11 protein-coding genes and 3 tRNA genes are annotated in these 12,600 nt (G+C 40.7%); 12 read left to right on the top strand and 2 right to left on the bottom strand.

Annotation, left to right across the window (positions count from 1 at the left end):
• Window positions 1-65: 65 nt before the first annotated feature.
• From M2448_RS12845 to M2448_RS12815, 7 genes are all read left to right on the top strand, one after another.
• Window positions 66-764 carry an ATP-binding cassette domain-containing protein gene (locus tag M2448_RS12845; protein ID WP_280646397.1) on the top strand — a complete coding sequence of 233 codons (699 nt, stop codon included), beginning with the start codon at window positions 66-68 and terminating at the stop codon, window positions 762-764.
• 288 nt (window positions 765-1,052) lie between these two features.
• Complete coding sequence (locus tag M2448_RS12840) at window positions 1,053-1,583, top strand: GNAT family N-acetyltransferase (protein WP_280646398.1); 531 nt, start codon at window positions 1,053-1,055, stop codon at window positions 1,581-1,583.
• A gap of 238 nt (window positions 1,584-1,821) precedes the next feature.
• Window positions 1,822-3,669, top strand: a complete 1,848-nt coding sequence (locus M2448_RS12835) for a 2-oxoacid:acceptor oxidoreductase subunit alpha (protein ID WP_280646399.1) — start codon at window positions 1,822-1,824, stop codon at window positions 3,667-3,669.
• Between the two features lie 2 nt (window positions 3,670-3,671).
• On the top strand, window positions 3,672-4,706 hold the full coding sequence (locus M2448_RS12830; protein WP_280646400.1) for a 2-oxoacid:ferredoxin oxidoreductase subunit beta: 1,035 nt from the start codon (window positions 3,672-3,674) through the stop codon (window positions 4,704-4,706).
• Window positions 4,691-5,254, top strand: coding sequence for a hypothetical protein (locus M2448_RS12825; RefSeq protein WP_280646401.1), 564 nt, complete (start codon window positions 4,691-4,693; stop codon window positions 5,252-5,254). The genes M2448_RS12830 and M2448_RS12825 overlap by 16 nt, the downstream gene beginning before the upstream one ends.
• 80 nt (window positions 5,255-5,334) lie before the next feature.
• Window positions 5,335-5,407, top strand: a tRNA-Gly gene (locus tag M2448_RS12820).
• 40 nt (window positions 5,408-5,447) lie between these two features.
• Window positions 5,448-5,531: transfer RNA gene (locus M2448_RS12815), tRNA-Leu, on the top strand.
• A gap of 219 nt (window positions 5,532-5,750) precedes the next feature.
• On the opposite strand, the gene M2448_RS12810 is transcribed toward M2448_RS12815, so the two are convergent.
• Complete coding sequence (locus M2448_RS12810; RefSeq protein ID WP_280646402.1) at window positions 5,751-5,912, bottom strand: hypothetical protein; 162 nt, start codon at window positions 5,910-5,912, stop codon at window positions 5,751-5,753.
• A 197-nt stretch (window positions 5,913-6,109) separates the two neighbouring features.
• On the opposite strand from M2448_RS12810, the gene M2448_RS12805 reads away from it, so the two are divergent.
• Window positions 6,110-6,192 (top strand) — tRNA-Leu (locus tag M2448_RS12805).
• A gap of 103 nt (window positions 6,193-6,295) precedes the next feature.
• Window positions 6,296-6,793 (top strand): DUF456 domain-containing protein, encoded by a 498-nt coding sequence (locus M2448_RS12800; protein WP_280646403.1) that lies wholly within the window; start codon window positions 6,296-6,298, stop codon window positions 6,791-6,793.
• 246 nt (window positions 6,794-7,039) lie between these two features.
• On the opposite strand, the gene M2448_RS12795 is transcribed toward M2448_RS12800, so the two are convergent.
• On the bottom strand, window positions 7,040-7,981 hold the full coding sequence (locus M2448_RS12795; RefSeq protein ID WP_280646404.1) for a hypothetical protein: 942 nt from the start codon (window positions 7,979-7,981) through the stop codon (window positions 7,040-7,042).
• A 176-nt stretch (window positions 7,982-8,157) separates the two neighbouring features.
• Between M2448_RS12795 and M2448_RS12790 the strand changes: the two genes are divergently transcribed.
• From M2448_RS12790 to M2448_RS12780, 3 genes are read left to right on the top strand one after another with little or no spacing between them, the layout of a single operon-like run.
• Window positions 8,158-10,881, top strand: coding sequence for a DNA gyrase/topoisomerase IV subunit A (locus tag M2448_RS12790; RefSeq protein ID WP_280646405.1), 2,724 nt, complete (start codon window positions 8,158-8,160; stop codon window positions 10,879-10,881).
• Window positions 10,856-11,824, top strand: a complete 969-nt coding sequence (locus tag M2448_RS12785) for a DUF3316 domain-containing protein (protein ID WP_280646406.1) — start codon at window positions 10,856-10,858, stop codon at window positions 11,822-11,824. Before M2448_RS12790 ends, M2448_RS12785 begins: the two co-directional genes overlap by 26 nt.
• Window positions 11,814-12,566: a CPBP family intramembrane glutamic endopeptidase gene (locus M2448_RS12780; protein ID WP_280646407.1), complete on the top strand. Its 753-nt coding sequence runs from the start codon at window positions 11,814-11,816 to the stop codon at window positions 12,564-12,566. Before M2448_RS12785 ends, M2448_RS12780 begins: the two co-directional genes overlap by 11 nt.
• Window positions 12,567-12,600 lie beyond the last annotated feature (34 nt).

Below are 12,600 nucleotides of genomic sequence, written 5' to 3'. Positions count from 1 at the left end.
AAAACTAATAACGATCAGAAATGTTCTAATAGGAGTATCGGAAAACGAATAAGCCCTGTAATAATATGGATACGGAAAAAGATGTGATACTGAAATACAAAGACGTGGATCTGGGACGCGATGGAAACATTATCCTGAGTGATATCAATATCTCCATTAGCGAGGGAGACTTTGTGTATCTTATTGGTAAAGTAGGTTCAGGAAAAAGCACATTCCTGAAAAGTGTTTATTACGAAATACCATTGTCGAAAGGGCATGGACGCATATTCGACTACGAACTGGAAAGTATAAAGAAGAAGCAAATACCCCATCTCAGACGAAAAGTAGGTATCGTATTTCAGGACTTTCAACTATTGATAGACCGCACAGCGGAAAAGAACTTAGAATTTGTACTTCGTGCTACAGGTTGGAAAAACAAGGGATTGATAGATATACGTATCAATGAAGTGCTTACACAGGTGGGGATGCAGAATAAGGGTTATAAGATGCCTCACGAACTATCGGGAGGTGAGCAGCAACGTATTGTTATAGCCAGAGCTTTGCTCAATTCGCCCGAAATTATTCTGGCAGACGAGCCTACCGGTAATCTTGACCCGGAGACCGGTAATCAGATCGTACAACTGTTGCATACCATCTCAGAAAGTGGTACAGCCGTAGTTATGTCTACTCACAACTATGCAGTTGTGCAAAAATATCCGGGGCGCATCATCAAATGCGAAGACGGACATCTTAGAGATGTAAAACTGAATAGTCAGACAAACTAGTATTATTTGACAGGATATTTATCTATAGGATATATTCAGTTAATAATCAACAACAAAAAAGTAACAGAGAATAAAAACAGTGCAAATCTGTTACATTTGTTACATTTTAGTTAAAATAGATGAGCTTGTAGGGGCGAATTGCATTCGCCCAAGTGTGTAAATGTTTAGCGGGCGAATGCAATTTGCCCCTACAAAATGACAACGAGAAGAAGAAAAGTAACAGAGAACGAAAACAATGTAAAAGCATTACTTTCGTTACTTTTTAGTTAAAAATAAAGGGAGATTGTTATGGAAATAAGGAAATTAGATGTGTCGAAACATCACGAATTATCATTTGTAGAGAATCTGTATATAGAGTCTTTTCCGCTGAGCGAACGCCGCCCTGTGGAAACAATGCTGGAATTTTACAAAAGCGATAAACCGTTCGTTATTGCCATAACCATAGAAGACGAGCAAATAGTCGGATTTCTTACCTATTGGGATTTGGATGATTTTATCTTTGCCGAACATTTTGCCATATCGCCCGAGTTCAGAAACGGAGGCTACGGGCGCAAAGCCATGGAATTGTTTATCGCGGATTTGTCTAAGCCTATCATACTGGAAGTAGAACTGCCGGCAACAATATTGTCAGAGCGCCGTATCGGTTTTTATCAGCGACTTGGTTTCAGATTGTGGGAGAATATACAATATCAACAACCTGCATATTATGAACATACAGGAACAGTGCCAATGAAGCTGATGTCGTACGGAAATGTAGATATAGAAACCAATCTGATCGAAATAAAAGGTAAAATATACAACATAGTGTACGGTTGCTGATTTATATTCGTACTATCTATATCTTTATTCGTTCTATAGAAAACTTTGATTTGATATAAATTCAGACTATCTTAATTGTAATTGTGTACAGATGTCTGTTTACTCAAAATATAACTTGGGCATAGGAGATTAAAAGCCTCATTTGTATATTTTTTCGGAATATTGTTTGTATATTCATCGATACTTTTTTTCCTTTGCTTAAATAAAACGCAATACCTCTTTTAATTAAGACCATATAATGCAAAACACAGTAAAAATTAAAGATGTTAAGAACATTGTCATCCGTTTTTCGGGAGACTCGGGAGACGGCATGCAGTTGACCGGAACTATTTTTTCCAACCTGTCAGCTATTTTTGGGAATCAGATATCTACTTTTCCTGATTTTCCGGCCGAGATACGCGCGCCGCAAGGAACGCTCTCAGGTGTTTCGGGTTTTCAGGTACATCTGGGTAATCAGATTTACAACTCGGGAGACAAATCGGATGTTCTGGTGGCTATGAATCCGGCTGCCCTGAAGGTAAACGCTAACTATCTGAAAGAAGATTCTGTGATCGTAATCGACTCCGATTCTTTCGCAAAGAGAGATCTTGAAAAAGCGCTGTTTGCAACCGAAAGTCCTTTTGCTGAACTGGGACTGACTACACAGCAGATAATTTCCGTTCCTATAACTACGCTGACAAAAGACAGTCTGGAAGGAATGGAACTGGATATGAAATCGCGTATCCGTTGCAAGAATATGTTTGCTTTAGGATTGGTATGCTGGTTGTTCAACCGTCCGTTAGATGTTGCCAATCACATGCTTTCATCCAAATTTGCCAAGAAACCTATTCTGGTAGAAGCCAATCTGAAAGTATTGGCCGACGGATTCAATTATGGTCACAATACCGATATGAGTATCGCTTCGTACCGTGTGGAAACAGTAAACGTAGACAAGGGATTCTATATAGATGTAAACGGTAATACCGCTACTGCATACGGCTTGATAGCTGCTTCTGAAAATGCAGGCAGGCCACTGTTCTTAGGCTCTTACCCGATAACTCCTGCAACAGATATTTTGCAGGAACTGGTGAAGTTTAAGCAACTGGGGGTAAAAGCCATTCAGGTGGAAGACGAAATAGCCGGAGTATGTACAGCCATAGGTGCCAGCTTTGCAGGCAATCTGGCAGCAACATCTACTTCCGGTCCCGGACTGGCACTGAAAAGCGAGGCTATCGGTCTGGCTGTGATGGCAGAACTACCACTTGTCGTTATAGACGTACAGCGTGGGGGACCTTCTACAGGATTGCCGACCAAAACAGAACAAACCGACCTCCGTCAGGCATTATACGGACGCAATGGAGAAAGCCCGATTGTTGTAGTTGCTGCGGCAAGTCCTACCGACTGTTTCGATATGGCGTATTGGGCATCGAAGATCGCATTGGAGCATATAACACCTGTTATATTGCTTACCGACGGATATATTGCTAACGGATCGTCGGCATGGCGAATACCCGATCTGGATCAGTATCCACCAATCAAGGTACACGATCAGAGCCTTGTAGATGTCAACGAATGGCGCAGTGCGTTGCGCGATGATGAAAACTATGCCCGCTATTGGGCTGCTGCCGGACTCGAAGGTTACACACACCGTATCGGCGGACTTGAGAAAGATTATATTTCCGGTGCTATCTCTACCGATCCTGTCAATCATCAGAAAATGGTAGATACACGCCAGGCTAAGGTAAATAAAGTAGCTGATTTTATTCCTCAACTTGAACTTATTGGTGGCGAAGATGCCGATCTGCTCATTGTAGGGTGGGGCGGTACCTACGGACACTTGCGCGAAGCTGTTGAGAAAATGAATGCTGCCGGACATAAGGTTGCATTGGCACATTTTCGTTTTATCAGCCCGTTGCCAAACAATGCGGCATCCATATTGCGGAAATTTGCGAAGGTGGTAGTTGCAGAACAAAATACCGGGCAATTTGCAGGTTACCTGATGGAAAAAATACCGGGCTTGCAGGTCGACAGGTATAATAAGGTGGAAGGGCAGCCATTCTCTGTGTCCGACCTTATCGAATCATTCACTAAAAAATTGGAAGAATAGCTATGATAGATACAAATTTGAAAATGGCCTCATTACATCAGGCTAAAGATTATAAAAGTGACCAGTACGTGCGTTGGTGTCCCGGTTGTGGAGACCATGCCATTCTGAATTGTTTACATAAAGCTATGGCCGAGCTGGATATTGAACCCCACATGACGGCTGTGATATCCGGTATCGGTTGCTCTTCTCGCTTGCCTTACTATATGAATACTTATGGCTTTCATACTATTCATGGGCGTGGTGCAGCTATTGCTACAGGTGTAAAGACTGCTAAACCCGAATTGACCGTATGGCTTGCTACAGGCGATGGCGACAGCCTTGCTATTGGCGGTAATCATTTTATACACGCCGTACGCCGCAATGTAGATATCAATATACTTCTGTTCAATAATAAAATATACGGACTGACCAAAGGGCAATTCTCACCGACTTCCGACAGGGGATTCGTGTCAAAGACATCGCCTTACGGAACGGTAGAAGACCCATTTCATCCGATAGAACTTGCATTGGGAGCCAGAGGAACATTTTTTGCCCGCTGTATAGACGTAGACCTGTCTAATACTACCGAAGTATTGGCTGACGCTGCCAGACATAAAGGAGCATCGGTAATAGAAGTATTGCAGAACTGTGTGATCTTTAACGATGCTATACACGAAAATGTAGCAGATAAGGCTTGGCGTGCCGAGCGTACCATCCTGCTTAAACAAGGCGAAAAGATGCTTTTCGGAGCCAATAAGGACAAAGGGCTGGTAATGGATGGCTGGAACCTGAAAGCGGTTACTGTCGGACAGGAAGGTTATACAATAGACGATGTACTGGTACATGATTCCACTACTGAGGACAATACTTTGCATCTGAAACTCGGTCTGATGTCGCTCGAAAACGGTCTGCCGGTAGCTTTGGGGGTTATCCGCGATGTAAAAGCCCTGACTTACGATGAGGGTGTTGCAGAGCAGATAAAAGAAGTACAGGCTAAAAATCCGATTCGCAGCCTGCGCGACTATCTGATGACTAAGGATGTATGGGAAGTGAAGTAAAAGATGAGAATGATTTTAAATCATTTATAGAAGGGAATATTGATAACACCCGATTTTTATATACTATATTTATCATTGTTCTTTTGGGTGCATCAGTATTCTCTTTTTATGTGGCTATAGAACTATCGGCTCCGCTTATGTTTGTTCTCGGAGTTATACTCATTATTTTCGCATTCTTCGAATATGTGATGTATATAGGAATTTTTAAGGGTGGGGCTTATTGGGCTCGTCTTATTGCTGCAGGAAAAGATAATAATTCAATAGTTTGGATAAAACCGGTAGTAGTGAAAGAGAAGCTTTATGGTCTCATACCAATATCTGAAACGCAACATTTTCAGTTTCTAGCAAAGAACGGTCTTAAGGTTATCATAAATTGTGGTACAGAAGAGAAGCGCGAAATCTTCTTAACCGGAATAAAAGAGTTTTTACCCAATGCTCATCTAGGTTATACGCCGAAGGTTAATTCCATTTATGAAGAGGATCCGCGAAACTTTATTCATAATCTGAAAGAGAGGAATCTGTATGTGCCTGTCAGCCGTAGATTATAAAAAAATGAGCAGGTAATATTAAAATAGTAAGTGAAAATTTTGATAAATTAAAAATAGCCTCTATATTTGCACTCGCAAACGCGAAAGTAGCTCAGTTGGTAGAGCACGACCTTGCCAAGGTCGGGGTCGCGGGTTCGAATCCCGTCTTTCGCTCAAATGTGACAAGAGGTCACATTTTTTGTTTACAGCAAAAGCGCACGTGGTGAAATTGGTAGACACGCTACTTTGAGGGGGTAGTTTCGGTAACGATGTGCGAGTTCGAGTCTCGCCGTGCGCACAAAGACTTTCAAGAAATTGAAGGTCTTTTTTGTTTTTAGTCTTTAGTTTATTCCTGATCTTGATATTTCAATAATGTATTTTTTCAAAATGAAATTATCTATACTGTGTATCGGATAAATTAAGCATAAAATAATGAAGATTTCAAAAACTGTAAGCCTGTGAAAATAAAACCCCAAAGTTTTTCTGCTTTGAGGTTTACTCTTTCAGATCGGGGCTATCAGCCTCTGTCCATACTGTTTTCGTCAGGGTTTATCCTGTTAAGGGCAGCTTTTACTTCTTTCTCGCTGATAATTACCAATGGTTCGTTTCTTTTGTCCTTACGGGCTTCTTCATAGCCTTTAAATTCGCCCACAGGTTTTAGTATTTGATTTGCTTTCATGATACAACAGGTTTACTATGTTTATGTATATCTAAGTAACACACCGAATGCGTTTTGTGTTGACGAATATATCATAGATAATATTTATAAGATTAGTTGTGTCAGCCCGACTATAGATATATTATGAATGAATATTGTAATTATTTTAGCATATTTCTGTTTCAGATAAAAAAAATGTATTAATTTTGTGCCATCAAGCGCATGTGGCGTAATTGGTAGCCGCGCTGTCTTCAGGTGGCAGTGACCTACGGTCGTGGGGGTTCGAGTCCCTTCATGCGCACATCAAAATTTGTTGGGCAGTGTAATACATAGTATTGCACTGCTCTTTTGTTATCAGAAACAGTTATCAGGAATATTTTCGGTCAAATTTAAACAGTTACTAAATGACGTTAGATATAGTTCTCATAGTTATAGGTGCCGTACTGACTATTATCGGTATTTTAGGCTGTATATTACCCGTATTGCCCGGAGTGCCTCTTAGCTATATAGCTATCGTGCTGCTGCACCTTACCACGCGTGTCGATTTTTCGCCTGCGTTTCTCATTGGGTGGGGTATTGTCGTTATCATTGTACAGATATTGGACTACTTTGTCCCCATTTGGGGAACTAAGAAGTTGGGTGGAGGCAAATGGGGGGCATGGGGATGTGCTATCGGTGTTGTAGTCGGTATGTTCATTTTCCCTCCCTATGGAATTATTTTGTTCCCTTTTGTAGGTGCTGTAGTAGGTGAGTTACTCAACGAAAAGGAATTTAAGGTCGCTCTTAAAGCCGGAGCAGGAGCATTTGTCGGGTTTGTAGCCGGTACATTGCTCAAACTGATAGTTGCTTTTATACTGGCTTACTATTTCTTCAAAGAAGTGATACTTATATTTTTTCAATAATAAGAGTCTGTTTAAATTTTATTCATTCAGATTTTTAGAGCCATTTTGGGAATAATTTATTCTTTTTTGAGGTGATAATAGCGGGCTATTTAAGCCGATAAAAGGGATAAATTATTCCCAAAAGAGCCTAAAAATGAATGAAAAAGAATCTATAATAAAATATTTTGGTAAAATTTAAACAGGCTCTAAAATAAAGGCGTGAATTTCGAAACTCACGCCTTTATTATTTGGGGTATTGTAAATGTCTTATCTTTCTACATAGGTGAAATGCATAAGAGTAGATCCACCATCAGTAGTTTCTTCTACATTCCATTGGGAGTCAACATGGTGTGTAAGACTGAAATAATCGGTCTGTTGGGTTGTCGCAGTCGTTACAAGATTATTATTATCCCGAGTATATGTGTAATTGATGGTCTCTTTAACCATCGATTCCCACTCCACGTTATTATCCGGGCTTTTCTTCATTTTTGCTTCGTCATTGTGTACTACTTGTTGTACTTCGTTAGCAGATAACACCAATGGGAGTATATCCATATTATCACCGTCTGAATCCATTACAGCCAGTAACTCTAATGGGATGTAAGCAAATGGGTTCGTTTTGTTGGTATTACATGTTAATGCGTACGAACAGGTATTTTCTCTAATGTAATAATCATCTGAGTACTCATGTGCTTCAATGGCTTTCTCTACATTGCTGCCATTGTAGGTGAAGTCATAATTGAATACTTTTTTAAGCTTGTTATTTTCCCATGTATACACAATTGTTTTACCCTTGTTGTTTACGTTTGATGCCTTTACAATGCGTCCGTTTGATGTGGTAAGGGTAGTGATCCATTCGCTTTTTGCATCGTCTTTTGTGTGATTTATACGAATGCAGTTTACCGATATTATATCGGCACTATGAATGAAATGATAAGTCATAGTTTCGTCCAGCTTTACGTCAGTCTCATCACCATCTTCTTCCCCGATATTGTAGAAATAATAGACTGCTTGTGTCAACTTATTATTATCATCATAGGTAAGATCGAACAAAGGTCTTTTTACCTGATCGGCAAATGTTACTTCTAATTTTGTCAGGTTATACTCTGTGATAGGGGGTTCGATGATATCGTTGTTGTCATCGCTGTCGCATGCCGCAAATGCAAACACAATAAAGAGAGGCAGGAAGTAGTTTTTTAATAGCTTCATAAGATTTAGTTTTGTTAAATTGAGTTATTGCCGGCAAAAGTATTAAAAAAATGAATATTAGCAAAAAAGATGTTGTTATACTGTTGATTGGAATGCCTCTTTGTGTTTTGAAATTCCATCAAAAAAAGCTATCTTTGAACGAGTTTTTTAATAGCTATTAAAATCAAATTTTACGCATGCTCCCCGAAGATATTATTGACGAACCAGAGAATTTAGAGAACGACGAACCACAAATAGAGGAGGATTCCACTGATGGGAATTCACATTCCGATTATAAAGTTCCGGTAAAAGACGCAGCGGATAATCAGTTACACCTGTCGGGCATGTTTCAGAATTGGTTTCTGGACTATGCTTCGTATGTAATTCTCGAACGTGCTGTTCCCCATATAGGAGACGGATTGAAACCCGTACAACGCCGTATTATGCACTCCATGAAACGCATGGACGACGGACGCTACAATAAAGTAGCAAACATTATCGGACATACAATGCAGTTCCATCCGCATGGTGATGCCTCCATTGGTGATGCGTTGGTGCAAATGGGACAAAAAGATCTGCTGGTAGATTGTCAGGGTAACTGGGGTAATGTGTTTACAGGTGACGGTGCAGCTGCACCGCGCTATATCGAAGCGCGCCTATCTAAGTTTGCACTTGAGGTGCTGTTTAATCCGAAAACAACAGAATGGAAACCATCGTATGACGGACGTAACAAAGAACCTGTTACGCTTCCCGTTAAGTTCCCGCTATTGCTAGCACAGGGAGCGGAAGGTATTGCAGTAGGACTGTCTTCAAAAATACTTCCTCACAATTATAATGACCTTTGTGATGCTTCGGTAGCACATTTGCAGGGTGAAGATTTTACGCTTTATCCCGATTTTCAGACCGGAGGTTATGTAGATGTCAGTAAATACAATGACGGTGAGCGTGGAGGTTCGGTAAAAGTACGGGCTAAAATATCGAAACTGGATAATAAAACACTTGTAATAAGTGATATACCTTATGGGCGTACATCTTCATCAGTGGTAGAATCTATACTGAAAGCCAACGACAAGGGTAAGATAAAGATCCGTAAGGTAGACGATATTACGGCACAGAATGTAGAGATACATGTACATCTGGCAGCCGGAGTATCTTCCGATAAAACCATTGATGCCCTGTATGCCTTTACCGATTGCGAGATAAGTATTTCGCCAAACTGCTGTATAATAGAGGACAATAAGCCGCACTTCCTTACTGTGAGCGATATTCTTCGTTTTACGACTGACAATACACAACGCCTGCTTCAACTCGAACTTGAGATTCAGAAAAGCGAACTGGAAGAAACACTTCATTTCTCTTCTCTTGAAAAGATATTTATCGAAGAGCGTATCTATAAGGATAAGGAATTTGAGAATGCTGCTAATATGGATGCTGCCGTTGAGCATATCGACAAGCGTCTGGCTAAATTTGCAAAACTCTTTATACGTGAGGTAACCCGCGAGGATATCATGAAGTTGATGGAAATAAAGATGGGGCGCATCCTCAAATTTAATTCAGACAAGGCTGATGAACTGATTGCCAAGTACAAGGAAGAAATAGAAGAGATAAAGCACAATATAGAGAATATTATAGACTATACCATTTCGTGGTATGTGATGCTGAAAGATAAATACGGTAAGAACTATCCCCGCAAAACGGAGATTCGCAGTTTCGATACCATCGAAGCCACTAAAGTGGTGGAAGCCAACGAAAAACTCTATATCAATCGCGAAGAAGGATTTATCGGTACATCGTTGAAGAAAGACGAGTTTGTTTCTAACTGTTCCGATATCGATGATATTATCCTGTTCTTCAAAGACGGAAAATATAAGATTGTAAAAGTGAGCGACAAGATGTTTGTCGGAAAGAATATCTTATACCTCAATGTTTTTCGTCGCAATGACAAACGTACGATTTACAATGTGGTATATCGTCATGGAAAAACAGGCCCCGACTATATCAAACGCTTTGCCGTAACAGGTATTACCCGCGACAAGGAATATGATGTGACACAAGGTAAGGAAGGTTCACGCATTGTGTATTTCAGTGCTAACCCGAACGGAGAGGCCGAAACGATACGCGTGATACTGAAACCGAAGCCACGCCAGAAGATTCTCGTGTTCGAGAAAGATTTCAGCGATATAGCTATCAAAGGGCGTCAGTCGATGGGTAATATACTGACTAAAGCCGAAGTGCATAAAATCTCGTTGAAGCAGAAAGGTGGTTCTACACTGGGCGGACGCAAAGTCTGGTTCGATCAGGATGTGCTACGTCTCAACTATGACGAACGAGGCAAATATCTGGGCGAGTTTCAGAGTGACGATCAGATACTGGTTGTAAATCAGAATGGGGATTTCCATACTACTTCATTCGAGGTGACCAATCACTACGAAGCCGGAATGATAGTTATAGAAAAATATGTAGCCGATAAGAACTGGACAGCGGTGTTGTTCGATGCCGACCAGCAGTATATGTACATGAAACGCTTTACTTTCGAGGCATCCTCGAAGATACAGAATTTCTTAGGAGAAAATCCCGAATCGAAATTGAATATACTGACCGATACAGTCTATCCGCGCATACAGGTTACATTCGGCGGACGCGACAGTTATCGGGAAGCATTGGAACTCGATGCCGAAGAATTTATTGCAGTCAAAGGCTTTAAGGCAAAAGGTAAACGCCTGTCTACATTCGAAATCGGCGAGATAAAAGAACTGGAACCGATCCGTTTCCCTGAGCCGAAGGAGGAGGATGAGAAGAAATTTGAAGTGCAGATAGATGATGACGACGATATAGACGATCGTCCTATATCTGATATTATAGATGAAATAACAGGACAGAAATCTTTGTTTAAAGATGAGGACAAGGAGGGGGAAGAATAAGAGTGTAAATAAAAAGAGACTATTTCGTTTCCTGTATTTATTTGCAGGCATATTCTTCTTTTTGCCTTCTTTTTCACAGAACGTAAATACTTTGACTAAAGAAGACTCTCTGGCTATATACTTCTCTATGATTCCTGTAGAGGAGGAAATTCCGGATGTGCCTATACCTATGGTCAGTCCTGAACTTGTAATGTCTCCGTTAATCACCAATAACACATTCTCCGCTTCTATCGGCTCAGCCAATATGTATGATACATACCTGTCTCCATTGGAGTACAAAGGTTTTAATATCCGGCTGATGTACGAACAACTGCGCCGTACTACGTGGTTTGACTATAAGTTTTATAAACAGCAAATATTCGAACTTGATTTCTCGAAGGGCGACAATCCTGCCGGAAATGTGTCTGAATACTGGCTATTAGCTAATTACCGTCTGGGCGGGCATTACAGCCTGTATAATACTCCGGCGTTTCGCTTAGGGGTAGGCGGATTTTGGGATGTCAATGCAGGAGTGCTTTATAATGAGCGTAACGGTAACAATCCGGCTACTGCACGCGCCTATACTAACCTGAACCTTTCGGTTATTGCATCATACAAATTCAAATGGTTTGCCCTTCGCTGGCAAGTCGGCAGCCCTTTCATGGGCATGCTGTTCTCCCCCAAATACGGACAATCGTACTACGAAATATCACTCGGAAACTCAGTCGGAGTGGTCAACTTTGCATCGCTGCACAATCAGCGGGCGTTACGTAATTATCTGACCGTAGACATTCCAATCAATAAATATACTATACGTGTAGGCTATCTTGGATCGTGGTATCAGACCAAAGTACACGATATACAGACGCATCATTATACAAACAGCTTTGTTATAGGTTTCCCTATGGAGGGTGTGAAGAAGCCAAGAGAAAAAGCCCGTAATAATTATTGGAATGGATATTGAAAAAAGAGCATTAAGGCCGTTTTTCAGATTCCTTACTTATAACTGGAAGTTGGGTGTATTCCTGATTCTGTTATTCGGGATTCCCCGCTTCATCATGGTGCTCGATGCCAATGCTTCCGGCGGATATGGCACTGTCTCCATTATATTTCTTATCATGTGGGTTGTACCTTTTATCCTTCTGTCTAAGGATGGTAGAAAGTATATCGGTATAAAAAAGCCGGTAAATTATTATTGGCTGATAACTTCTTTCTTTATCGGCTTTGCTTTTTGCGCTTTGATGTTTATTTGTGCAAAGTTTCTGTATGCCGATACCATTAATAATAGTTTCGTTTATATATCGAGATCATACACAATACCCGGTGAAGCATTAGCCGCAAATAAGCTTATGTTCTTCGTCATGTTTTCTCTTGTGGGAATGACTTTTAGTCCGATAGGAGAAGAGCTTTTTTATAGGGGTGTAGTGCATGGAAGTTTTGTAGAACAATTCGGTGAAACGAAAGCCTCTATATTCGATAGCCTTGCTTTCGCTCTCACACATCTGGCGCATTTCGGAGTTGTATATCATATGGGCGGATGGGAGTTTTTGTCTGTTCCTGCTATTCTTTGGGTTTCCGGTATGTTTATCCTTAGCCAGTTACTCTTTTTATGTAAGGAGAAGACCGGTTCCATATCAGGAGCAATTGTTGGTCATGCAGGCTATAATGTGGGGATGATGTATGTAATTTTTTATCATATATTTTAAACAGATATGTTCAGGGAAATCAGATGACAAAACA

Source organism: Dysgonomonas sp. PF1-14 (genome assembly GCF_029892965.1).
Lineage (GTDB): Bacteria > Bacteroidota > Bacteroidia > Bacteroidales > Dysgonomonadaceae > Dysgonomonas.
This window is presented reverse-complemented; position numbering and strand designations above follow the sequence as displayed.

Bases quoted from the DNA above. Each gene is read 5' to 3' on its own strand.
- M2448_RS12845 (WP_280646397.1), top strand. From the start codon at position 66: ATGGATACGGAAAAAGATGTGATACTGAAATACAAAGACGTGGATCTG.
- M2448_RS12840 (WP_280646398.1), top strand. From the start codon at position 1,053: ATGGAAATAAGGAAATTAGATGTGTCGAAACATCACGAATTATCATTT.
- M2448_RS12835 (WP_280646399.1), top strand. From the start codon at position 1,822: ATGCAAAACACAGTAAAAATTAAAGATGTTAAGAACATTGTCATCCGT.
- M2448_RS12830 (WP_280646400.1), top strand. From the start codon at position 3,672: ATGATAGATACAAATTTGAAAATGGCCTCATTACATCAGGCTAAAGAT.
- M2448_RS12825 (WP_280646401.1), top strand. From the start codon at position 4,691: ATGGGAAGTGAAGTAAAAGATGAGAATGATTTTAAATCATTTATAGAA.
- M2448_RS12810 (WP_280646402.1), bottom strand. From the start codon at position 5,912: ATGAAAGCAAATCAAATACTAAAACCTGTGGGCGAATTTAAAGGCTAT.
- M2448_RS12800 (WP_280646403.1), top strand. From the start codon at position 6,296: ATGACGTTAGATATAGTTCTCATAGTTATAGGTGCCGTACTGACTATT.
- M2448_RS12795 (WP_280646404.1), bottom strand. From the start codon at position 7,981: ATGAAGCTATTAAAAAACTACTTCCTGCCTCTCTTTATTGTGTTTGCA.
- M2448_RS12790 (WP_280646405.1), top strand. From the start codon at position 8,158: ATGCTCCCCGAAGATATTATTGACGAACCAGAGAATTTAGAGAACGAC.
- M2448_RS12785 (WP_280646406.1), top strand. From the start codon at position 10,856: ATGAGGACAAGGAGGGGGAAGAATAAGAGTGTAAATAAAAAGAGACTA.
- M2448_RS12780 (WP_280646407.1), top strand. From the start codon at position 11,814: ATGGATATTGAAAAAAGAGCATTAAGGCCGTTTTTCAGATTCCTTACT.